Annotated in this window: 23 protein-coding genes; 15 read left to right on the top strand and 8 right to left on the bottom strand. The window is 57.4% G+C overall.

Annotation, left to right across the window (positions count from 1 at the left end; genetic code table 11):
* Positions 1-477: 477 nt before the first annotated feature.
* Entirely contained in the window at positions 478-1,662 is a 1,185-nt protein-coding gene (locus RX972_RS20030) for a patatin-like phospholipase family protein (protein ID WP_027898641.1), read from the bottom strand.
* 19 nt (positions 1,663-1,681) lie between these two features.
* On the bottom strand, positions 1,682-2,614 hold the full coding sequence (locus RX972_RS20025; RefSeq protein ID WP_099269576.1) for a lipid A biosynthesis lauroyl acyltransferase: 933 nt from the start codon (positions 2,612-2,614) through the stop codon (positions 1,682-1,684).
* 119 nt (positions 2,615-2,733) lie between these two features.
* Here RX972_RS20025 and minC point away from each other — a divergent pair, with 119 nt between their 5' ends.
* The 6 genes from minC to RX972_RS19995 all read left to right on the top strand — a co-directional run bounded on the left by minC (position 2,734) and on the right by RX972_RS19995 (position 7,221).
* Positions 2,734-3,474: a septum site-determining protein MinC gene (gene minC, locus RX972_RS20020; RefSeq protein ID WP_122708434.1), complete on the top strand. Its 741-nt coding sequence runs from the start codon at positions 2,734-2,736 to the stop codon at positions 3,472-3,474.
* Positions 3,475-3,683: 209 nt separating this feature from the next.
* The gene (gene minD / locus RX972_RS20015) at positions 3,684-4,496 is read left to right on the top strand and encodes a septum site-determining protein MinD (RefSeq protein WP_027898644.1); all 813 of its coding nucleotides are present in this window, start codon (positions 3,684-3,686) and stop codon (positions 4,494-4,496) included.
* Positions 4,496-4,750, top strand: coding sequence for a cell division topological specificity factor MinE (gene minE, locus RX972_RS20010; RefSeq protein ID WP_027898645.1), 255 nt, complete (start codon positions 4,496-4,498; stop codon positions 4,748-4,750). Before minD ends, minE begins: the two co-directional genes overlap by 1 nt.
* Positions 4,751-4,830: 80 nt before the next feature.
* The gene (locus tag RX972_RS20005) at positions 4,831-5,466 is read left to right on the top strand and encodes an RluA family pseudouridine synthase (protein WP_027898646.1); all 636 of its coding nucleotides are present in this window, start codon (positions 4,831-4,833) and stop codon (positions 5,464-5,466) included.
* Positions 5,467-5,649: 183 nt separating this feature from the next.
* A complete protein-coding gene (locus RX972_RS20000; protein ID WP_231675168.1) occupies positions 5,650-6,939 on the top strand; it encodes a M18 family aminopeptidase in 1,290 nt (429 codons plus the stop codon).
* Positions 6,940-7,098: 159 nt separating this feature from the next.
* On the top strand, positions 7,099-7,221 hold the full coding sequence (locus RX972_RS19995; RefSeq protein ID WP_316877786.1) for a hypothetical protein: 123 nt from the start codon (positions 7,099-7,101) through the stop codon (positions 7,219-7,221).
* Between the two features lie 218 nt (positions 7,222-7,439).
* Here the strand turns inward: RX972_RS19995 and RX972_RS19990 are convergent, their stop codons facing one another.
* The gene (locus tag RX972_RS19990; RefSeq protein ID WP_316877784.1) at positions 7,440-8,210 is read right to left on the bottom strand and encodes a UTRA domain-containing protein; all 771 of its coding nucleotides are present in this window, start codon (positions 8,208-8,210) and stop codon (positions 7,440-7,442) included.
* Between the two features lie 361 nt (positions 8,211-8,571).
* On the opposite strand from RX972_RS19990, the gene RX972_RS19985 reads away from it, so the two are divergent.
* The 6 genes from RX972_RS19985 to RX972_RS19960 all read left to right on the top strand — a co-directional run bounded on the left by RX972_RS19985 (position 8,572) and on the right by RX972_RS19960 (position 14,035).
* Entirely contained in the window at positions 8,572-9,639 is a 1,068-nt protein-coding gene (locus RX972_RS19985) for an ABC transporter substrate-binding protein (protein WP_122708407.1), read from the top strand.
* Between the two features lie 88 nt (positions 9,640-9,727).
* Entirely contained in the window at positions 9,728-10,534 is an 807-nt protein-coding gene (locus RX972_RS19980; protein WP_122708408.1) for an alkaline phosphatase family protein, read from the top strand.
* On the top strand, positions 10,531-11,373 hold the full coding sequence (locus tag RX972_RS19975) for an ABC transporter permease (RefSeq protein ID WP_027899626.1): 843 nt from the start codon (positions 10,531-10,533) through the stop codon (positions 11,371-11,373). The genes RX972_RS19980 and RX972_RS19975 overlap by 4 nt, the downstream gene beginning before the upstream one ends.
* Complete coding sequence (locus RX972_RS19970) at positions 11,360-12,157, top strand: ABC transporter permease (protein WP_095093461.1); 798 nt, start codon at positions 11,360-11,362, stop codon at positions 12,155-12,157. Before RX972_RS19975 ends, RX972_RS19970 begins: the two co-directional genes overlap by 14 nt.
* A gap of 1 nt (position 12,158) precedes the next feature.
* Positions 12,159-13,148, top strand: a complete 990-nt coding sequence (locus RX972_RS19965; protein ID WP_099269565.1) for an ABC transporter ATP-binding protein — start codon at positions 12,159-12,161, stop codon at positions 13,146-13,148.
* A 233-nt stretch (positions 13,149-13,381) separates the two neighbouring features.
* Complete coding sequence (locus RX972_RS19960) at positions 13,382-14,035, top strand: HAD family hydrolase (protein WP_122396381.1); 654 nt, start codon at positions 13,382-13,384, stop codon at positions 14,033-14,035.
* A 160-nt stretch (positions 14,036-14,195) separates the two neighbouring features.
* Here RX972_RS19960 and RX972_RS19955 read toward each other — a convergent pair whose 3' ends face one another.
* Positions 14,196-15,158 (bottom strand): NAD(P)H-quinone oxidoreductase, encoded by a 963-nt coding sequence (locus tag RX972_RS19955; RefSeq protein WP_316877774.1) that lies wholly within the window; start codon positions 15,156-15,158, stop codon positions 14,196-14,198.
* Positions 15,159-15,300: 142 nt separating this feature from the next.
* Here RX972_RS19955 and RX972_RS19950 point away from each other — a divergent pair, with 142 nt between their 5' ends.
* The gene (locus tag RX972_RS19950; protein ID WP_176560645.1) at positions 15,301-17,382 is read left to right on the top strand and encodes a carboxy terminal-processing peptidase; all 2,082 of its coding nucleotides are present in this window, start codon (positions 15,301-15,303) and stop codon (positions 17,380-17,382) included.
* 237 nt (positions 17,383-17,619) lie between these two features.
* On the top strand, positions 17,620-19,395 hold the full coding sequence (locus tag RX972_RS19945; RefSeq protein ID WP_316877769.1) for a bifunctional diguanylate cyclase/phosphodiesterase: 1,776 nt from the start codon (positions 17,620-17,622) through the stop codon (positions 19,393-19,395).
* Between the two features lie 234 nt (positions 19,396-19,629).
* Here the strand turns inward: RX972_RS19945 and RX972_RS19940 are convergent, their stop codons facing one another.
* The 4 genes from RX972_RS19940 to RX972_RS19925 form a co-directional block, all read right to left on the bottom strand.
* On the bottom strand, positions 19,630-19,989 hold the full coding sequence (locus tag RX972_RS19940) for a hypothetical protein (RefSeq protein WP_027899633.1): 360 nt from the start codon (positions 19,987-19,989) through the stop codon (positions 19,630-19,632).
* Positions 19,986-20,333, bottom strand: coding sequence for a helix-turn-helix domain-containing protein (locus RX972_RS19935; RefSeq protein WP_099269563.1), 348 nt, complete (start codon positions 20,331-20,333; stop codon positions 19,986-19,988). The genes RX972_RS19940 and RX972_RS19935 overlap by 4 nt, the downstream gene beginning before the upstream one ends.
* Positions 20,334-20,467: 134 nt before the next feature.
* A complete protein-coding gene (locus RX972_RS19930; protein ID WP_027899635.1) occupies positions 20,468-20,920 on the bottom strand; it encodes a YkvA family protein in 453 nt (150 codons plus the stop codon).
* Positions 20,921-21,303: 383 nt separating this feature from the next.
* Positions 21,304-22,053: an FKBP-type peptidyl-prolyl cis-trans isomerase gene (locus tag RX972_RS19925; protein ID WP_087265420.1), complete on the bottom strand. Its 750-nt coding sequence runs from the start codon at positions 22,051-22,053 to the stop codon at positions 21,304-21,306.
* Positions 22,054-22,502: 449 nt separating this feature from the next.
* Here RX972_RS19925 and RX972_RS19920 point away from each other — a divergent pair, with 449 nt between their 5' ends.
* On the top strand, positions 22,503-23,270 hold the full coding sequence (locus RX972_RS19920; RefSeq protein WP_122708413.1) for an ATP-binding cassette domain-containing protein: 768 nt from the start codon (positions 22,503-22,505) through the stop codon (positions 23,268-23,270).
* Positions 23,271-23,291 lie beyond the last annotated feature (21 nt).

Below are 23,291 nucleotides of genomic sequence, written 5' to 3'. Positions count from 1 at the left end.
GGACGCGATAGACCTGATATCTGCGGTGCTCTTATCGCGGGCAAGCCTCGCTCCCACAGGATTTATGCCATCCCAAACACTGCACCATGTCTAAAAGAGGCCAGTGCAGCCGCCGCATCTGTGTCGCCAGATAGTCAGCCCTACCGGCTAAAGCCGGTCCCACGGCTCACTCAATCCGCGAAAAGCGCTTTAACTGTTCGCCCTGAACGATAGCGTCATCGCGGCCCAATTCTGAAACCATCGGGGGCAACCCCACTCCTTCGGGAGGTATGGGATCAACTGTGGGAGCGAGGCTTGCCCGCGATAAGGCTGGACGCGATAGACCTGATATCCGCGGTGCTCTTATCGCGGGCAAGCCTCGCTCCCACAGGATTTATGCCATCCCAAATACTGCACCATTTCTAAAAGAGGCCAGCGCAGCCGCCGCATCTGTGTCGCCAGATAGTCAGCCTTACCGGCTGAAGCCGGTCCCACGGCTCACTCAATCCGCAAAAAGCGCTTTAACTGTTCACCCTGCGCCATGGCGTCATAGCGCCCCAGTTCAATCAATTCCCGGCAATAACCCGCCTCAAACAGCAGATAGCTGAGCACACTGGCACCGCTGGTTTTGGTCGCGCCCGGCCCCCGCAAAAACGTGCGCAACGCTCTCGGCAGTTCATGGCGATGGCGGGCTGCAATCTGGTCGATGGGCTGGCTTGGGGCAATGATCAAGACCTCCACCGGAGCGAGTCCTTTTTCACGCACGCGATGCTCGCAAGGCAGCATGTCACTGACCAGGTTCATGCGTTCCAGCACTTCGATGTCGCTTTCGAGGTTGTCGATGAAGGTGCTGTTGAGCATGTGTCCGCTGATCTGCGCCAGGGTCGGCTGCTTGCCATTCGTGACCCGCTGCACCTGCCTGTTGGCATCGGCACCCCGCGGATTGCCGCTGACACCCACTACCAGAACTCGATTGGCCCCCAAATGCAGGGCGGGGCTAATTGGGGCTGACTGTCGCACCGCGCCGTCGCCAAAGTATTCCTGATCGATTTTGACCGGCGCGAACAGCAGCGGGATCGCCGAGCTGGCGAGCAAATGATCGATGGTCAGTTGGGTCGGCACTCCGAGTCGACGATGGCGCAGCCACGGATCGATAGTGCCCTTGCCCTGATAGAACGTCATGGCATGGCCAGACTCATAACCAAACGCAGTCACTGCTACCGCCCGCAGGTGTTTGGCAGCGATTGCCGCATCAATGCCTGTCAGGTCAAGCCGTTCAGTGAGCAGGTCTCGCAGCGGCGAGCTGTTGAGCAGGGCTACTGGCACTCGCGAGCCTATTCCCAGCAGGCTGTTGCCGAAGAAACGCCCGGCCTGACTCATCACCCCCGGCCAGTCGCTGCGCAGCACCTGATGGCTTCGAAAGCCTTGCCAGAACTCGGTCAATTGATGCACTGCCGTACGGAAGTGCAACGCGCCGCTGGCCAGCTTTACTGCATTGATCGCCCCTGCCGAGGTACCGACGATAACGGGGAACGGATTGGGCGCGCCGGGAGGCAGCAAATCGGCAATCCCCGCCAACACCCCAACCTGATAAGCCGCCCTCGCCCCACCGCCAGACAGAATCAACCCGGTAACGGGTTCTACATCATTCACTGCATCCATTGCGATGACGGGTTCGAGCATTTAGCTGCGCCTCAGTTGATCACGTACGCTTTTTATAGATTTTTGGCTCGCCCGGAGGTCGGCTTTTGAATCGACGGTGCGCCCAGAGATACTGTTCCGGACACTCCGTAATGGCACTTTCTACCCATTGATTGATCCGCAGGCAATCGACTTCATCACTTTCGCCAGGAAAGTCCTGCAAAGGCGGATGAATAACCAGTCGATAACCACTGCCGTCCGCTAGCCGCTGCTGAGTAAAGGGTACGACCTGAGCGCGCCCCAGCTTGGCGAATTTGCTGGTGGCCGTCACGGTAGCGGCCTGAATGCCGAACAACGGGACGAAAACACTCTGCTTTGCACCGTAGTCCTGATCCGGCGCGTACCAGATGGCCCGGCCTGCGCGCAGCAGCTTGAGCATCCCGCGGACGTCTTCACGCTCTACCGCGAGGGAGTCCAGATTGTGACGCTCGCGGCCGCGACGCTGGACGAAATCGAACAACGGATTTTTATGCTCGCGGTACATGCCATCAATAGTGTGTTGCTGTCCCAGCAGTGCAGCGCCCACTTCAAGCGTAGTGAAATGCAGCGCCATGAGAATCACGCCCTGCCCTTGCTGCTGTGCGGCCTGCAGGTGTTCAAGGCCTTCGATGTGCGCCAGTTTGGCTAGACGCTCCTTCGACCACCACCAGCTCATGGCCATTTCGAAAAAGGCGATGCCCGTAGACGCGAAATTTTCCTTAAGCAGACGCTTGCGTTCATCGCTGGTCAGATGCGGGAAACACAGCTCCAGATTGCGCGAAGCAATGTATTTGCGATCAGCGGCAAACCGATACATCACCGCCCCCAGTAGCCGCCCGATGATCAATAGCGCGCGGAATGGCAGTTGAACAACCAGCCACAATAGCCCAAGCCCCAGCCACAGCGGCCAGAAACGGGGGTGAAGAAAATAAGCTCGAAAACGCGGGCGATCCATTAAAGCGTCCATCAAAACCATGGCCGCGCATTCTACAACGGTTCGACCCCGCTTGCGGCTAGCGGGCGTTATCGTTATAAGTCTCGGCACTTTTAGCGACAAGCCGTTGTATGCCGACCATGAGCCAAAACGAATCGCAAGAACTGGAACCCGTCTTCCAACTCAAGGGCAGCATGCTCGCCATCACTGTGCTGGAGCTGGCCCGTAACAACCTCGAGGCCCTCGACCGCCAATTGGCGGCGAAAGTGGCCCAGGCACCGAATTTCTTCAGTAATACCCCGCTGGTGCTGGCCCTCGACAAACTTCCCGCCGACAGCGGCGCCGTGGACCTGCCCGGCCTGATGCGGGTGTGCCGTCAGCATGGCCTGCGCACACTGGCGATCCGCGCCAACCGTATCGAAGACATCGCTGCAGCCATCGCAATCGATTTGCCCGTATTACCACCTTCAGGCGCCCGCGAGCGCCCACTGGATCCGCTGGAAGGTGAAGCGGCGAAGAAAAAAGTCGAAACCCCGCCAGAGCCGACCATCAAACCAACCCGTGTGATCACTACGCCGGTGCGCGGCGGCCAGCAGATTTATGCCCAAGGCGGCGATCTCGTGGTGATTGCCCCGGTCAGTCCCGGTGCGGAACTTCTCGCCGACGGAAACATCCATGTTTACGGTCCATTGCGCGGCCGTGCGCTGGCAGGGATAAAAGGCGACACCAAGGCGCGAATCTTCTGTCAGCAAATGGGTGCCGAGCTGATATCCATCGCCGGGCAATACAAGGTTTCCGAAGATTTACGCAGGGATCCACTCTGGGGTACGTCGGTACAGGTCAGCCTGTCAGGTGACGTGTTGAACATCATCCGGCTTTAACGGATACTGCGCCATTTTCAAAGCATCCCTGATTCGTCGCGAAAACGTAGCAAAGGCAGTAGGAAATCCGGGAGCATCCATCGTTCCTGGCAAATCGCTCCCAAGGTAGGATGCCTGGCAGCTTTCAATTTCCATCATTGTTCGACGGTCGCCGCTTCAAGGGACGCTATTCAGGACTAACTGTCCTTTTCCTCTAGGGGTGATACACCTTGGCCAAGATTCTCGTGGTTACATCCGGCAAGGGTGGTGTGGGCAAGACCACCACCAGCGCCGCCATCGGTACCGGTCTCGCACTGCGCGGCCACAAAACTGTCATCGTCGACTTCGACGTCGGCTTGCGTAACCTCGACCTGATCATGGGCTGCGAGCGTCGTGTGGTATATGACTTCGTCAACGTGGTGAACGGCGAAGCCAACCTGCAACAGGCTCTGATCAAGGATAAAAAGATCGAAGGCCTGTTCGTGCTGGCGGCCAGCCAGACCCGCGACAAAGACGCGCTGACCAAAGAAGGCGTGGAAAAAGTCCTGATGGAACTCAAGGAATCCTTCGAGTACATCGTCTGCGACTCCCCTGCTGGTATTGAAACCGGTGCTCACCTGGCGATGTACTTCGCTGACGAAGCCATCGTCGTGACCAACCCGGAAGTATCGTCGGTGCGTGACTCGGACCGTATGCTGGGCCTGCTGGCCAGCAAATCGCGTCGTGCAGAGCGCGGCGAAGACCCGATCAAGGAACACCTGCTGCTGACCCGCTACAACCCGGAGCGTGTGAGCAAGGGCGAGATGCTCGGCGTCGACGACGTCAAGGAAATCCTCGCGGTGACTCTGCTGGGCGTGATCCCGGAGTCGCAGGCAGTGCTTAAAGCTTCCAACCAGGGCGTGCCGGTCATCCTCGACGACCAGAGCGATGCTGGTCAGGCTTACAGCGACGCGGTTGATCGTCTGTTGGGCAAAGAGCGCGAGCACCGTTTCCTGGACATTCAGAAGAAAGGATTTTTCGAACGCCTGTTCGGGGGTAACTGATGAACATTTTCGACTTCTTTCGTGCCAGCAAAAAAGTCAGCACCGCGTCGGTTGCGAAAGAGCGTCTACAGATCATCGTGGCGCATGAACGCGGCCAGCGTACGACTCCGGATTACCTGCCAGCCCTGCAAAAAGAGCTGGTCGAAGTGATCCGCAAGTACGTCAACATCGAGTCCAACGATGTGCAGGTTGCTCTGGAAAACCAGGGTAGCTGTTCGATTCTGGAACTCAATATCACCCTGCCAGATCGCTAGATCCGGCGGTTGCCTGCGGCGGCATCAGCACCATTCTCAAGAGTGGGGCTGATGCCGCTGTTGCGTTTAGAGGCCGTTAAATGCCGTTGTCGAACATCCGCATCATTCATCAGGACGCTGCCGTTCTGGTGATTGATAAGCCTACCCTGCTGCTTTCCGTCCCCGGCCGCGCCGAGGACAACAAGGATTGCCTGATCACCCGCCTGCAGGAAAACGGCTACCCGGAAGCCCGCATCGTCCATCGTCTGGACTGGGAAACCTCCGGGATCATTCTGCTGGCCCGCGACCCGGATACACATCGCGAGCTGTCCAGACAGTTTCATGACCGGGAAACCGAAAAAGCCTACACCGCGCTGTGCTGGGGCGAACCGACGCTGGACAGCGGCAGCATCGACCTCCCCTTGCGTTACGACCCGCCTACCAAGCCCCGGCATGTGGTGGATCACGAAGCAGGCAAGCATGCGCAGACGTTCTGGAAGGTACTGGAGCGTTGCGGTCATTACAGCCGTGTCGAACTGACGCCGATTACCGGGCGCTCGCATCAGTTGCGGGTTCATATGTTGTCGATCGGGCATCCGTTGCTGGGCGATGGTCTGTATGCACATCCGGAAGCCCTGGCGGCGTATCCGCGCCTGTGCCTGCATGCGAGCATGTTGAGCTTTACCCATCCGCAGAGCGGCGAGCGGTTGCGGTTTGAGTGTCCTGCGCCGTTTTGATTACCTGAAGCGAGCTTCATATTTGCGGCGCCTGAATCGCGAGCAAGCTCGGCTCCCACATGAGATCGAATTCTCCCTGTGGGAGCCGAGCTTGCTCGCGATAAGGTCACACTGCCTTCAATGACTTGCCAACATCGCCCCGCCAATACGGTAAACTCCCGCCATTGCTGTCTGGAGTGACTTATGCGCGATGAGCTGAACAAAGGCCTGATTGATTTCCTCAAGGCCTCTCCTACCCCTTTCCATGCAACCGCTACCCTCGTCCAACACCTTGAAGCTGCTGGCTTCCAGCGCCTGGACGAGCGCGAAACCTGGGCCACCGAAACCGGTGGCCGGTATTACGTCACCCGCAATGACTCGTCTATCGTGGCGTTCCGCATGGGTCGTCAGTCGCCTTTGACCGGCGGCATCCGCATGGTCGGCGCTCATACCGACAGCCCATGCCTACGGGTCAAGCCACAACCTGAATTGCAGCGCCAGGGCTTCTGGCAACTGGGCGTCGAAGTCTACGGCGGTGCCCTGCTAGCGCCATGGTTCGACCGTGACTTGTCCCTGGCTGGCCGCGTTACTTTCCGCCGCGATGGCAAGGTCGAAAGCCAGCTTATCGACTTCAAGCAGCCGATTGCCGTGATCCCCAACCTGGCGATCCATCTTAACCGTACTGCAAACGAAGGCTGGACGATCAACCCACAAACCGAGCTACCGCCGATTCTGGCTCAGGTAGCCGGTGATGAGCGGGCCGATTTCCGCGCCCTGCTCACCGACCAACTGGCACGCGAACATGGTCTGAATGCTGATGTGGTGCTTGATTACGAGCTGAGTTTCTACGACACGCAAAGCGCCGCAGTGGTGGGGTTGAACGCCGACTTCATCGCGGGTGCACGTCTGGACAATCTGCTGTCTTGCTACGCCGGCCTGCAAGCGCTGCTCGGCACAGACACTGATGAGACCTGCCTGCTGGTTTGCACCGATCATGAAGAAGTGGGCTCGTCGTCGACCTGTGGTGCGGACGGGCCGATGCTGGAGCAGATCATTCAGCGCCTGCTGCCGGACGGAGCAGATTACGTGCGTACGATCCAGAAATCGTTGCTGGTCTCCGCCGACAACGCTCACGGCATTCACCCCAACTACGCCGAGAAACACGACGCCAACCACGGCCCGAAACTCAATGCAGGCCCGGTGATCAAGGTCAACAGCAACCAGCGCTACGCCACCAACAGCGAAACCGCAGGGTTCTTCCGCCATCTGTGCATGGCTGAAGAAGTACCGGTGCAGAGCTTCGTGGTGCGCAGCGACATGGCCTGCGGTTCAACCATCGGCCCGATCACCGCCAGCCACCTGGGCGTGCGCACCGTGGACATCGGCTTGCCGACGTTTGCCATGCACTCGATCCGGGAATTGGCGGGCAGTCAGGACCTGGCGCATCTGGTTAAGGTGTTGACTGCGTTTTATGCGAGTCATGAGTTGCCATAATTAAATATCGGGGCAGGCACGCGTTCTGTGCCTGCTTACCAAGGCCTGCCTTATATCAACGCGATAACGTCCAAACCCGCCTGGACTGAATCCATCAGTCTCTGAAAGTGGGACGTCATCGACGCCTTTTTCTCGACTCTGCTACCGATTCTCGCGGGTATGCTGCTGTTATGCATTGGTTACAGCTACCAGGAGCGCAACAGCGGCGTGTTCATGATCTGGCTGGGGATGATCGGGATTCTGGGCACTGTCGTTTTCAAGATTCTGGAGAAGCTTAGTTAAGAGGACGAACTCTGAGGAATATCTCAGCGAAACCAAGACCTGCTGGGGCGGTCCCGATGTCCGTGATCCCTCGTTAACTCGCGGCAAACAGCGACCTGTTGGAGCGAGGCTTGCCCGCGAAGAGCAACAACGCGGTGTGTCTGCGATACCGCGCCTTCTGTTTCGCGGGCAAGCCTCGCTCCAACAAAAAATCGATTTGATCAGGTAAGAATGCGTCGCTAGTGAGCTGCTACAGGTCCGGTTGAATGAGATTTACTATTTGGCAATCCCTCGATATCCCGCACCACCGCACTCACGTGTATCGCGTCATGTCGCCAATACTCCAGATCACAGTCAATCAAGCGCTCGTTCTGATCGAAGTTGACTCTCGCGATACGCAATCCAGGGCTGCCCAGTGAAACCTTGAGCGCCGCAGAGGCTTCGGCGTGCAAGGCGGTGGGAACCATTTCGAAGCGAACCTGACCGTAACGCAACTCATAGCGGCTGGCGTACAGCTCGGTCAGTGACTGATTGAGGTCGTAATCGAGGATGCCGGGGAAGTATTCGGGATTAAGGTAATGCTCAACGTACAACACCAGACGCCGATCAATGCGTCGCGCACGGCAAATCTGGATCACGCTGGACAGCGCAGGCAATTGAAGCATTTCGCAGATCTTCGCCGAGGCCGGTTGCAGACGCGCAGAGATAACCTGAGTGTCAGCGACTCGCCCCTGAGCACTGACCATTGCGTGAAAGTGGCTACGGCGCATCAAGTCGTATGCCAAGCGTGGCGGTGAAATAAACCACCCGCGCCGTTCCTCTCTATAGATAAGCCCCAACGCTTCGAGCTGTACCAATGCCTCACGCAAGGTGATGCGCGTGGTATCGAACACCTCACTCAATTTACGCTCGGCAGGCAACTTGCTGCCAGGCGGCAAAAGACCATGCTCGATCTGCTCTTGCAGGGCATTACAGATCGTTGTGACCGCACGGGGCACTTCTTCGCGCATCAGGCTTCCTTTCTGGACTAGACCAGCGCCAAAACAGCGCGCTGTTTATTCTCGTTGCACACGATGGTGCATGGAAACAGCCTACGGAGTGTAGATGACTGCTCCATGACAACGCCCATCACAAACCATGCCAGCCTCACGTAAAAAACCGCTGAAGGCCTTTCAGATCAAGGCTTGCATCTTGGTCTACGCTTACCCCGCGCAACGCTGACTGACCGCGCGCCAAGCGACCAATGCGCGTCGCCAACATAAAAATGTCATCGAAAAAGCTTAACTTGGCTCAGGTATTGCTGACCTAGACCAACCAACCCGCAACGATCACTTCTAAAAAGATCTTTCAGAAGTGCACAAGGAGCTTCGAATGAAACACCTTTTGCTGGCATCACTCCTCGGTTCCGCTATCGCTCTCAGCACGTCCGTCATGGCGGCAGACGCTGACCTGAAAACCCTTGAAGCAGCCGCGAAGGTTGAAGGCGCAGTCAACAGTGTTGGCATGCCGGACGACTGGGCGAACTGGAAAGACACCTGGGCTGACTTGCAGACCAAATACGGCCTCAAGCACATGGACACGGACATGAGCTCGGCCCAGGAAATCGCCAAGTTCGACGCGGAAAAAGACAACGCCAGCGCTGACATCGGTGACGTCGGCGCGGCCTTCGGCCCTATCGCAGCGGCTAAAGGCGTGACCCAACCGTACAAGCCAAGCACCTGGGATCAGGTCCCGGACTGGGCCAAAGACAAAGACGGTCACTGGGCACTGGCCTACACCGGCACCATCGCTTTTGTAGTCAACAAAAAACTGCTGCACGGTTCTGAAGTACCCACCAAGTGGGCTGACCTGAAGAACGGCAAGTACAAGGTTACTGTGGGTGACGTGAGCACCGCAGCCCAGGCCGCCAACGGCGTTCTGGCCGCTGCGATTGCCATGAAAGGCGACGAAAGCAATATCGCGCCAGGCCTGCAATTGTTCACTGAACTGGCCAAGCAGAAGCGTCTGGCCCTCAACAACCCGAACATCCAGAGCATGGAAAAAGGCGAAGTTGAAGTGGGCATCGTCTGGGACTTCAACGGCCTGAGCTACAAGGCCAAGATGACCAACCCGGATGACTACGTGGTGCTGATCCCGTCCGATGGTTCGGTGATTTCCGGCTACACCACCATCATCAACAAATACGCGAAAAACCCTAACGCCGCCAAACTGGCTCGAGAGTACATCTTCAGTGATGCTGGTCAGATCAACCTGGCCAAGGGCAACGCACGCCCGATCCGTGCTGAGCACATCAAACTGCCAGCAGACGTTCAGGCCAAACTGCTGCCAAACGAACAGTACAAAGGCGTGACGCCGATCAAAAACGCAGCAGCATGGGAGAAGACCTCCAAGGCGCTGCCACAGATGTGGAACGAGCAAGTCATCGTCGAAATGAACTGATGCACCAAAGGCCTCAAGGATGAGGCCATTTTTTTATCTTTACGCCCAAGTATCAGCCTGTGACACACCCTGCCGGAGCGATTGGCTCATGAAACACAATGTCATCCTCATCGTGCTCGACGGCCTTAACTACGAAGTGGCCCGACACGCGATGGGCCATCTGCAGGCTTACGCCAACGCAGGTCGAGCTTCGCTTTACAAGCTGGAATGCGAATTGCCGGCACTCTCGCGCCCGCTGTACGAATGCATCCTGACGGGCGTACCGCCGATTGAAAGCGGCATCGTCCACAACCAGGTTTCCCGGTTATCGAACCAACGCAGCATGTTCCACTACGCCACCGATGCCGGGCTCAGTACCGCCGCGGCGGCCTATCACTGGGTCAGTGAACTGTACAATCGCACGCCGTTCGATGCCGCCCGTGATCGCCACACGGATGACGTGAAATTACCGATTCAGCACGGACACTTTTATTACGCTGACCATTACCCCGATTCGCACCTGTTTGCCGACGCAGAGAGTCTGCGCGTCAGGCACACGCCGAATCTGCTGTTGATTCACCCCATGAACATCGACGACGCCGGGCACAAACACGGCCTCGACAGCCCGCAATACCGCAACAGCGCACGCAGCGTTGACATCATCATCGCGGATTACCTGCAAGGCTGGCTCGACGCCGGTTATCAGGTATTGATCACCGCCGATCACGGCATGAACAACGACCGCTCCCACAACGGCCTGCTGCCCGAAGAACGCGAAGTCCCACTGTTCGTGCTGGGCGATGCGTTCAACCTGAACCCTGAGGCGACGCCAAGGCAAACCGAGTTGTGCGGCACTGTCTGCGAACTGCTCGGTGTGCCCCACGACAAACCGTTATGCCGGGAGATTCTCAAGTGAGCACCCAAAATCGCGGTAAATGGCTCGGGCTTCTCTGCCTGCTGCCGTTTGCACTGTTCTTCTTCGTGTTTCAGATCGCGCCGCTCGGCTGGGTAGCGATCAACAGCCTGCATTCCGAAGCAGGCTGGGGCCTCGAAAACTTCATCAAGGCTTTCGACTCGCGGTTCTACCGTCAGGCCATGCAGTTCAGCCTGGAGATCAGCTTCTGGTCCAGCCTGTTCGGCATCATCATTGCGGTGCTGGGCAGTTACTCGCTGCGCAACGTGGACTCTCGCCTGCGGGACTTCGTCAATTCGTTCGCCAACATGACCAGCAACTTCTCCGGCGTCCCTCTGGCCTTTGCGTTCATCATTCTGCTGGGCTTCAACGGCGCTGTAACCTTGATGCTCAAGCAGGCGGGGATCATCGAAGACTTCAACCTGTATTCGAAAACCGGGCTGATCATCCTCTACACCTACTTCCAGATCCCCCTTGGCGTGTTGCTGCTTTACCCGGCCTTCGACGCGTTGCGTCAGGACTGGCGTGATTCGGCGTCGTTGCTCGGCGCCAGCAGCTTTCAATTCTGGCGTTACATCGGTTTGCCGGTACTGACTCCCGCCCTGCTCGGCACCTTCGTGATTTTGCTGGCCAACGCGCTGGGCGCTTACGCCACGGTGTACGCCTTGACTACCGGCAACTTCAACGTGCTGCCGATCCGCATTGCAGCCATGGTCGCAGGCGATATCAGTCTTGATCCGAACATGGCCAGCGCTTTGGCAATGATTCTGGTCGGCCTGATGACACTGGTCACCGTCGTTCATCAGTGGTTGCTTAAGAGGAGCTACCATGTCTCGCGCTGAAAGAGGCCCGGCACGGTTTTATCACCGGGCGGTCGTTTATCTATTGTTCTTCATCCTGCTGCTGCCGCTGGCCGGTACGCTGCTTTACTCACTGGCCACCAGTTGGTCGGCAAGCATTCTGCCCAGTGGCCTGACCTTCAAATGGTACATCGCGCTGTGGAGCGACCCGCGCTTCCTCGCTGCGTTTGGTCAATCGCTGCTGGTCTGTGTGGGCGCGCTGATTCTCTCGGTGGTGCTGATCCTGCCGCTGCTGTTCGTGGTGCATTACCACTTCCCGCGGCTTGATGCGTTGATGAACATCCTGATCCTGCTGCCCTTCGCGGTACCCCCGGTAGCGTCGTCCGTGGGCCTGCTGCAGCTGTATGGTTCCGGGCCGTTCGCGATGGTTGGCACGCCGTGGATTCTGATCGGCTGCTATTTCACCGTTGCCCTGCCGTTCATGTACCGGGCGATCAGTAACAACCTGCAAGCGATCAATCTGACCGACCTGATGGACGCGGCGCAGTTACTCGGTGCCAATACCTGGCAAGCAGCGTTTCTGGTGGTACTGCCCAACCTGCGCAAAGGTTTGATGGTCGCCCTGCTGCTGTCGTTTTCCTTCCTGTTCGGCGAGTTCGTGTTCGCCAACCTGCTGGTCGGCACACGCTACGAAACCTTACAGGTGTACCTGAACAATATGCGTAACAGCAGCGGTCACTTCAACAGTGCGCTGGTGATTTCCTACTTCCTCTTCGTGTTGCTGCTGACCCTGGCCGCCAATCGCCTGAATAAGGACAAAGACTGATATGAGTTTTGTCAGCGTCGAAAACCTGCAAAAAAATTACGGCAGCACAGCGGTGTTCAGTGACATCAACTGCACCATCGAGCGCGGTGAGTTCGTCACCCTGCTCGGCCCGTCCGGTTGTGGCAAGTCAACTTTGCTGCGCTGCATCGCGGGGCTGACCTCGGTCAACAGCGGGCGCATTCTGCTGGACGGTGTCGATCTGGTCCCAGTCACCCCACAGAAGCGCAACATCGGCATGGTGTTCCAGAGCTACGCGCTGTTCCCAAACATGACTGTGGAGCAGAACGTCGCCTTCGGCCTGCGTATGCAGAAGGTCAATGCCGACGACACCCACAAGCGGGTTGCCGAGGTGTTGAAGCTGGTTGAACTGACCGATTTCGCCAGCCGCTATCCGCATCAGATGTCCGGCGGCCAGTGCCAACGCGTGGCCCTCGCCCGCTCGCTGGTGACTCGCCCGCGTCTGTTGCTGCTGGATGAACCGTTGTCGGCGCTGGATGCACGGATTCGCAAGCACTTGCGCGAGCAGATTCGTGCCATTCAGCGTGAGCTGGGGCTGACCACGATCTTCGTGACCCACGATCAGGAAGAAGCGCTGACCATGTCCGATCGCATCTTCCTGATGAATCAGGGTCGTATCGTGCAGAGCGGCGATGCCGAAACCCTTTACACTGCCCCGGTGGATGTTTTCGCGGCAGGCTTCATTGGCAACTACAACCTGCTCGAAGCCGAAGACGCCAGCCGGTTGATGCAACGGCCGATCAACAGCCGTATCGCGATTCGTCCGGAGTCCATTCAACTGAGCCTGACCGGCGAACTTGAAGGGCAAATCCGCAGCCACAGCCTGCTGGGCAACGTGATCCGCTATCGGGTCGAGGCCCGCGGTGTGGAGTTGGTGGTGGACGTGCTCAATCGCTCGGCAGAGGATTTGCTCGCTGACGGGACGCGAGTGACGTTGAGGATTGATGCCTCGGCACTCTGCGAGGTGGCTTAGCAGCTACACCGCTCATATCAAACAAAACATAACAATCTGATTTGAAATGAGGTCTCTGTAGGAGTGAGCTTGCTCGCGATAGCGTCAGTTCAGGCAATATGTTCTCCAATTAACGAACCAAATCGCGAGCAAGCTCACTCCTACAGGTCCCCGTTTGCTGCGCAACAGCGCGGTGTCAGGGATACCAAGAGATCTTCTACGGAATAACCTGCACTTACTGAGGACAGCTTTAAATGGCTTTAGCAATTTTTGACCTGGATGAAACCCTGATCGCCGGTGACTGCGCCAGCCTGTGGAGCGAGCAGATGGCCAGGCTTGGCTGGGTTGACTCAGCGTCATTCATCAAACGCGACCACGAATTGATGCAGGCCTACAGCGAAGGCAAACTGGCGATGGAGGACTACATGGCCTTCAGCCTGGAGCCCATGCTGGGACGTACCCCGGAAGAAGTGGATCATCTGGTCGGGCCATGGGTCGAGGATTACATCGAGCCGATCATTTTCAGCGAAGCGACCAAGTGCATCGCCGAACACCGCGCTGCAGGTGACCGAATTCTGGTGATCTCAGCGTCCGGGGTTCATCTGGTGAAACCGATCGCGGAACGCATCGGCATTGATGAAGTGCTGGCCATTGAACTGGATGTGGCGCACGGCGTTTACAACGGCAAGACCGTGGGCACCCTGACCTACCGCGAAGGCAAGATTACCCGCCTCATGGAATGGCTGGACGCAGAAGGTGAAAACCTTGAAGGTGCGAGCTTCTACTCTGATTCACGCAATGATCTGCCGCTGCTGCTCAAGGTGGATCACCCGCATGTGGTGAATCCGGACCCGACCTTGCTGGAGCATGCGCAGAAAGCCGGTTGGCCGGTGCATAGCTGGAAGTAGCGCCTTTCACTGACGACCTCGCGGATAAATCCGGCCCTACGGATTCAATCGAATCCGGTAGGAGCGAACTTGTTCGCGAAGCGTCGGTTCAGACACAAAAGTGTTTGCTGACACACCGCCTCGCCAACAAGTTGGCTCCTACCGGTTCTGTGCACTGGCTTTAAACCAGGCTCTCGTCAATCACCAGCACCAGCTTGCCATTGACCTTGTTGCCTGCCAGCTCGGCATAAGCCGCTTCAGCGTCGTTGATCGGATAGCTGCGGGCCAGTTGGGGCTTGAGGCGGCCTTCGGTGAACAGTGGCCAGACGTGCTGCCCGAGATCATGCAAAAGATCAGCCTTGAATGTGTCGTCACGGCTGCGCAACGTCGAACCCAGTAACTGGATGCGTTTACCCAGAACCTGTGCCATGTCCAGTTGTGCCTCGCGGCCACCCATCAAACCAATCAGCACCCAGCGACCATCGACACTGAGCAGTTTGACGTTGAGCTCGGCATAGTTGGCGCCCACTGGATCAAGAATCACATCGAACGGCGCGAAATCCTTGAGGCTGTCCAGGCTTTCATTGCGCACGACGCCGCCCTGCGCGCCCAACTCGATGCAGTACTCCAGACGATCTGCCGACCCCACGCTGACCCAGACAGGGTTGCCAAACGCCTTGCAAAGCTGAATACCAGCTGAACCAACTCCACTTGCCCCTGCATGTAACAACACTTTCTCGCCGGGTTTGAGACCCGCGAGCTGAAACAGGTTGAGCCATGCGGTGGCATAAACTTCCGGAATGGCGGCGGCCTCGGCCAGTGACAACCCTTCAGGAACCGGCAGGACATGCCGCCCATCAACCACAGCTTCTTCGGCCATCGCCCCGCCAGCCAGCAGCGCACAGACTCTGTCGCCCACTTGCCAGGACGCGCCGGGACCGACTTCGGCGATCACCCCAGAACACTCCATTCCGAGAATTTCACTCGCCCCGGGAGGCGGCGGATAGAGCCCCGCACGCTGTAATAAATCGGCCCGATTCAAACCTGCAGCGGCAACTTTGATACGAACTTGCCCCACATCCAGAGCCGGACTTGGCTCATCGACCCATTCCACACGACCTTCAACGCCTTGCAATGCCTTCACAGTGCCTCCATAGTGAGTCTGGACTGAGCCCGAAGCTGAAACAGCACGGGCTTTCTTGCATTATGCGACCGGATCCGACGGAACCGGCGACTTCCAAAGACGGCCTAATATGCGTTATCAATTGTCCCCGCGTCGAATCAGCATGAAGCATTTCTTACCAAGTACCGCCCTCGCGCTGGTTGTGGGTCTCAGCATTTTGCCGATGTCCGCCAGCTCCTTCGCCGCCAACAGCTGGGATAACCTCCAGCCTGATCGCGACGAAGTGATTGCCAGTCTCAACGTGGTTGAGCTGCTCAAACGGCACCATTACAGCAAGCCGCCACTGGACGATAAACGTTCGGTCATCATCTATGAAAGCTACCTCAAGCTTCTGGACCCGGCGCGCAGCTATTTTCTCGCCAGCGATATCGCAGAATTCGACAAGTGGCGTACCCAGTTCGACGACTTCCTGAAAAGCGGCGATCTGAATCCTGGCTTCACCATCTACAAGCGCTATCTGGACCGCATCAAGTCGCGTCTGGATTTCGCCCTGGCTGAATTGAATAAAGGCGTCGACAAGCTTGATTTCACTGCCAAGGAAAGCTTGCTGGTGGATCGCAAGGACGCCGCCTGGCCGAAGAACGAAGCCGAGCTGGATGACCTGTGGCGCAAGCGTGTCAAAGATGAAGTCCTGCGCCTGAAGATAGCCGGTAAAGACCCGGCGAAGATTCAGGAAACGCTGACCAAGCGTTACAAGAATCAGCTGGCACGTCTGGGCCAGACCCGTGCTGAAGATATCTTCCAGGCGTACATCAACACCTTCGCCATGTCTTACGATCCGCACACCAACTACCTGTCTCCGGACAGCGCGGAAAACTTCGACATCAACATGAGCCTGTCGCTGGAAGGCATTGGCGCCGTGTTGCAGAGCGACAACGACAACGTGAAGATCGTCCGTCTGGTACCGGCCGGCCCTGCCGCCAAAACCAAGCAAGTCGCACCGGCCGACAAGATTGTCGCCGTCGCTCAGGGCGACAAAGAGATGGTCGACGTAATCGGCTGGCGTCTGGATGAAGTCGTCAAACTGATTCGTGGTCCGAAGGGCTCTGTTGTGCGCCTGGAAGTGATTCCGGCCAGCAATGCGCCGAATGACCAGACCAGCAAAATCGTTGCTATCACTCGCGAAGCGGTGAAGCTGGAAGAACAGGCTGCGAAGAAATCTATCCTGCACCTGAAACAGGATGGCCGCGACTACAAGCTCGGCGTGATCGACATTCCGGCTTTCTATCTGGACTTCAAGGCGTATCGCGCTGGCGACCCACAGTACAAGAGCACCACCCGCGACGTGAAGAAACTGCTGACCGAACTGCAGGCCGAAAAGGTCGACGGTGTGGTGCTGGATCTGCGTAACAACGGTGGCGGCTCGCTGCAGGAAGCGACCGAACTGACCAGCCTGTTCATTGACAAAGGCCCGACCGTTCTGGTGCGTAATGCCGACGGCAAGGTCGATGTACTTGAAGACGAAGACACCGGCGCCTTCTACAAAGGCCCGATGGCACTGTTGGTCAACCGCCTGTCAGCCTCGGCTTCGGAGATTTTCGCCGGCGCCATGCAGGACTACCACCGCGCGCTGATCATCGGTGGCCAGACCTTCGGTAAAGGCACCGTGCAGACCATTCAGCCGCTCAATCACGGCGAGCTGAAACTCACGCTGGCCAAGTTCTACCGGGTTTCCGGGCAGAGCACCCAGCATCAGGGCGTCGTGCCGGATATCACCTATCCATCGATCATCGACACCAAGGAAATCGGCGAGAGTGCGCTGCCTGAGGCAATGCCATGGGACAGCATCAAACCGGCGATCAAACCGGCTGTTGACCCGTTCAAGCCGTTCCTGGCCCAGCTTCAGTCGCGACATGAGACCCGTTCGGCCAAAGATGCAGAGTTTGTGTTCATCGAAAATCGTCTGGCCCTGGCCAAGCAATTGATGAATGAAAAAACGGTCAGCCTGAACGAAGCCGACCGTCGCGCCGAGCACGCCTCCATCGAAGGCAAGCAACTGGCACTGGAAAACGCCCGTCGCAAAGCCAAAGGTGAAGAGCCGCTGAAAGAGCTGAAGAAAGAAGACGAAGATGCGTTGCCAGTAGAAGACGAGAACGCCAAGCCGGAGGACGACGCGTATCTGTCCGAAACCGGTCGTATCCTGATCGACTATCTGGGCTTGAGTGCTTCGGTTGCCAAGAAGTAGACAGCCCGGTGATATAGGGCATGCAGTGTGGGAGCGAATTCATTCGCGAATTGGCAGAGCAGGCAAACCATCATTGCCTTGCAGGACGCTTTCTCGAATGAATTCGCTCCCACGGGAAGTCACGGTTCGAAATGGCTATTTGATGGCAATCGTCATCAAACAGTCATGAAGCTGTCGTGAAATAGGGGGCTCAAGCGTACCGTCGCTTGGCCCCCTTTTTCTTGCCTCGAGATTGCCATGACCATGACAGAACAGCTGAGCGCACTGAGCTCGATTCTCGCTCATAGCGATCTGCACAGCCTGTTCCAGCCAATCGTGTCGCTGACCGAACGACGAATTCTGGGTTATGAAGCCCTGACGCGCGGCCCTTCCAACAGCGCCCTGCACTCCCCTGTCAACCTGTTCGCGGTGGCCCGTCATGCCGGACGCCTGAGCGAGCTGGAAATGGCCTGTCGCGAAAGTGCATGCCGTCGGTTCAGCGAACAGCAACTTGAAGGCAAGCTGTTTCTCAATATCTCGCCGGAATCCCTGCTGGAGTCCTCACACCCACCCGGCCGCACGCTGGAGTTGCTGCAACGCTACGGCATTGCGCCTAACAAGGTGGTGATCGAGTTGACCGAGCAAACCCCCACGGAAGATTTCGAGCTGCTGTATACCGCTCTGCATCACTACCGGGACATGGGGTTTTCCATCGCCATGGACGATCTCGGGGCTGGGTATTCCAGCCTGCGTCTATGGTCAGAGTTGCGCCCCGAGTACGTGAAGATCGACCGTCACTTCATCGACGGCATTCATCAGGATGCGGTCAAGCGTGAATTCGTCGGTTCCATGCTGCAAATGGCCAAGGCCTCACGCGCTTCGGTCATCGCAGAAGGTATCGAGCTGCCGGAAGAACTCGCGGTATTGAGCGAAATGGGTGTAGATCTGGTGCAGGGTTATCTGCTGTGCCGGCCGCAGGAACAACCTCCCCGCGACACCCGCAAGCTGCTGCCAAAACTGGACGCTGTGGCGATGCCCACGTTGAACGACGAAGGCAGCGACCTGAGCGCTTTACTCAATGAGCAACCGGCCGTCGAGCAAAGCACTCCGACCGCTTCGGTGCTCGAAGCCTTTCGCAAGCAGGCGGCCTTGAACTCCATGGCCGTACTGGATGACCAGGGTCGACCGTGTGGCATCGTGCACCGGCATTCGCTGTCCGAAGTGTTGCTCAAACCCTTCGGCACCGAGCTGTTCGCGCGCAAGCCGATCAGCCGTTTGATGAGCGATGACTTCCTCGCGGTTGAACTGAACCAGTCACTGCAAAAAGTCAGTCGTTTATTGACCAGCCGCGCCCGACAGCGCATCGAGGAGGACTTCATCATCACCCTGAACGGCAGCTATCTGGGGCTTGGCCGGGTGATCGATGTGCTCAAGCTGATTACCGAGCTGAAGATCCAGCAGGCCCGTTATGCCAATCCGCTGACACTGCTGCCAGGCAACGTCCCGATCCAGCAATGCCTGACTCGCCTGCTACAGCAAGGGCGCGAGTCGATGATTTGTTACGTGGACATCGACAGCTTCAAACCTTTCAACGATATCTACGGTTACGGGCGTGGTGATGAGGTATTGCTGTGCCTGGCGCAGTGCCTGAATGACCGCATCGACCCTAGCCAGGACTTCGTGGGCCACATCGGCGGCGACGACTTCCTGATGGTCCTGGGCTCCGAGGACTGGCGCAAGCGCCTGAATTTGCTGCTGGAAGACTTTCAGAATCAGTGCCGCCGCTTCTATCGCGCCGAGCACCTGGAAGCGGGCTGCTTCATTGCCTCCAATCGCCAGGGCCAGCGCCAGGAGTTTCCCCTGCTGTCGCTGTCCATCGGCGTGATTCATTTACACAGCGAATCCTGCAGTGAACTCGATGCAAGCCAGTTGGCGGAGCTGGCTTCAGAAGCCAAGCATCACGCCAAAGACATTGTCGGGGCAAGCGTGCATGTGATTGATACGCGGGAATTGGGTTTGGCTCAGGTGGGCTGATGGGCTGATGGGCTGATGGGCTGCGCAAAATGCCCTGCGGAGGCGGTGCTTACATGGACCTACGCTATCCAGTGGGACCGAATTTATTCGGGAAGGCGACACTCCAGGCGATACACAGGCTGCGGATGTTCCGGCCTCTTCGCGAATGAATTCGCTCCCACAAGAACTGTATTTTCAGGCCAATACAGAATTCCCCACAGATGGATCTCATTCCAGCGTGGCAAATCCAGATCGCTACTCGGGATAACTGAACTCAAACACCCGAACCACTTCCGAAGCATGCCACGACGCGGCAGCAACGCCATCCGAAGGCCCTGAAAAACGCCCCAGACGCTCAACGCACTCAAAGAAACCGGTACGCGGCAACCGGCTCGCGCCCTGGCTGATCACCAGCGAACTGCGCAACGGCTGCTCGGCCTTGGCGTCGATAGCCGCGAGGTGTTCCAGCGCAGCGGTCAGGGTCTGCATGGCCGGGCTTGGCAACTGCAAGCGCTCCAGCAATGCACGATAGGTCAACAGATGACGCTGGCGGCGCGCTTGATCAAGCTCGGCCAGCAACCCGTCCCAATGCTGACGGCTGATGCGCACACTCATTGCTCACCTCGCCAGCCCGTCAAACCCATTTCCCACGCCAGGCTGCGAAGAATCGCGGCGTCAGGTATACGCTCGCCACGTTCGATCATTTCCAGATACGACGGGCTGATGCCGACGGTTCTCGCCAATTGCGCGACTTCAAGCCCTTTGGCGGCACGTAACACCGCTAACTGATCAAGACCCGGCAGTTCGGCAACCTCGCCAACAGAAACGGCCGGGGCGGGATTTGGCTGAGCCTGCGAGTGACCGGAAATACCGGCGGCCTTGAGCAACGCTTGATACTGAGCCCACGGCAGAACAGCGTACTCCGGCTCACCATCGCGAGAAATAACCTGCAAATCCATACAACCCCCATGTAGGACAACTACACACATCGAGTAGGTTTATTCCCATGGCCGCAGTTTAACAGCGGTCATAGGCGACTTGCCCACCCCGAATGTGCCCCCCAGCATCTGATCGGGTTGAGAGGACTGATCGGTCAATCCTTGGCTTTTTCCTGTTCAAGCAAAGCAGCAGTGGCAGGCAGACGCTCGACCACAATCAGCTTCTCCGGTGATTGACGTGCACGCCACTCGCGGAACGCATTCAACTCGCCATCAAGACTTTTCATGATCCAGGCCAGAACGGCAATGTCATCGAACATGCCCAGCCCGGGGATCCAGTCAGGTATCGCATCAAGCGGGCTCAGGAAGTACATCAGCCCTGCCACGATGGACAGGAGCGCTTTGGGGCTGATAGATCGATACTCGCCGCGCCAGTACGCCAGACACAGAGCCTGCAGCAGACGCAGGTCATCTTTTATCTTGCCAAGGCGACTGCCTTCAGCAGAGCCCTTGCGTGCAACGGCGAATAGCAAGGCCGGCAAGCGTCCGGCAGCGATCAATCGTCGCGCCATAGGTAGATATCGAAGCAAATTCCACGGTGCTTTCATGTCCACTCCCGTTGAACGACGTTTGTCGCCGATAAACACCGTCCCTACAAAAGTCGGTGCCTGATACTCAAAAAGGTTATCCACACATCTTGTGGATAACCTTGTGAACAGAGGCGTTTTTTCTGGCCACAACCCTTGTTTTACGGGGTCCGGAGTCAAATCGGGCGTTTTTTAGTCACATAAAAAAAGCTATAAAAATCGTTGACTTAAGCCTGCCCAGAAGTTACCCACAGCCACTGTCACAAAAATGTTGGATCGTCAGACAAAGCACTCGGCTTCTACAGCCCGTTCATCTTACTCGGACTGCGCTCATCCGAATCCGTTCGACCAGAAACGACAACGCCCCGTCGAAACGGGGCGTTGTGGTCAAACCGGTGCGTCGCTTACTTGGAAGCGGGAGCCGCCGGCTCTTCTTCGGCGTCAGGTGCACCTGCAGCAGCAGGGTCCTTGATGCCCAGCAGTTCCAGATCGAAAACCAGAACCGAGTTGGCAGGGATTGTCGGGCTTGGGCTCTGTGCGCCGTAGGCCAGATCGCTCGGGATGTAGAGCTTGATCTTCTCGCCAACGTGCATCAGTTGCAGACCTTCGACCCAACCCGGGATCACGCCGCTAACCGGCAGATCAATCGGGCTGCCACGCTCAACAGAGCTGTCGAAAACCTTGCCATCAGTCAGCTTGCCTTCGTAGTGAACAGTCACTACGTCAGTTGGCTTAGGCTGAGGGCCATCGGCTTTCTTGACGATTTCGTACTGCAGGCCAGAAGCGGTAGTTACTACACCTGCCTTCTTGCCGTTTTCTTCGAGGAATTTCTTGCCGGCTGCTGCCGACTCTTCACTCATTTTGGCCATCCGCTCTTCGGCACGCTTTTGCAGCGCTGCGAAGGCTTCAACCAATTCTTCGTCCTTCAGTTTCTGGTCTTTCTTGCCGACGGCATCTTCGATACCGAGGGCTACTGCTTTGGAGTCAAGGTCATCCATGCCTTCCTGAGCCAGGCTCTTGCCCATGTTCAGACCAATGCCGTAAGACGCTTTTTGTGCCGGGGTTTTCAGCTCAACAGTGCTGGCTTGCTTATCACAACCTGCGAGTACCAGACCGACCAGGGCAATCGCCGCTGCCAACCGATGCTGTTTCATTCTGATTCCTTGTTCATGCGCCAATAGGGCAAACGAGTAAAGCCGCGAGCTTATCAGGGTGCCGCGATCAATGGCTACCGGCATGAGAGGCAGAAAATGCAGATAAGTTCAGGTATCCAAAGGTTTTCTTGGCAAGAGCGTGGGATGTTCAGTTGGGGTTCAGGTCTGGGCGGCAATCTGGCTGGCAGAGGCCTCACGTTCGGATAGTGCATTTTGGTGTACAGATCCGTTTTGGGGTAACGGCTTAATATTGGTTGCGCTTCTTCAGCGCCTCACTTTTGATGGAGCCGGAAGCCGGCCCAGCCAAAAGTAAGCAAAACGCCCTTGCCCCACCACTGGGTGCCTCATTGTCGCTCGGCATACCCGACTCCCATTTTCAACATTGATTCTCATTAGCATTAAAACCTATACTCCTCCCCCCGCGATTCAATCGGTCTCAGGGTGACTTAATGTTCGATCTGGAAAACGTCAGCCTCGACGTCACCGAGCGCACTCTGCTCCAACCCCTCAGCATGCAACTGCCCCATGGCCAGATGATCGGCCTGATCGGTCACAACGGCTCGGGCAAATCGACCCTGCTCAAACTGTTGGCCCGTCAGCTACAACCTTCCTCAGGAACGATCAGCCTGGACGGCAAGCCGCTGAGCAGCTGGAACAGTCGCGATTTCGCCCGTCAGGTCGCTTACCTGCCCCAACAATTGCCGCAAACCGACAGCTTGAATGTCCGCGAATTGGTCGCTTTTGGGCGTTACCCCTGGCATGGGGCGCTGGGTCGCGTGACGCGCGAAGACAACATGCACATTGATCGCGCGCTGGAATTGACCGACACCGACACCTTTGCCGAACGGATGGTCGACCAGTTGTCCGGTGGCGAGCGCCAACGGGTCTGGTTGGCCATGTTGCTGTCGCAAAACAGCCGTTTCCTGCTGCTCGACGAGCCGACGTCTGCGCTGGACATCGCCCATCAGGTGGAAGTGCTCGGCAGGGTCAAGACCCTTAGCCGCGAACTCAACCTTGGGGTGCTGGTGGTCTTGCATGACGTCAATATGGCAGCTCGTTATTGCGACCATCTGCTGGCACTGCACGGTGGACGTTTGCTGGCCCAGGGCAGTCCGGGCCAACTGATGCGCAGTGAAATCCTGCAAGACATTTATGGCATTGCGATGGGCGTGCTGCCCAACCCTGTCGACGGCTCACCGATCAGCTACCCGATCTGACCGATTGAGGTGACTGATTGA

Source organism: Pseudomonas syringae group sp. J309-1 (assembly GCF_032582135.1).
In the GTDB taxonomy this organism is placed as follows: domain Bacteria; phylum Pseudomonadota; class Gammaproteobacteria; order Pseudomonadales; family Pseudomonadaceae; genus Aquipseudomonas; species Aquipseudomonas quasicaspiana.
The sequence above is the reverse complement of the archived record's forward strand: the minus strand, read 5'-3'. Positions and strand labels throughout refer to the sequence as shown.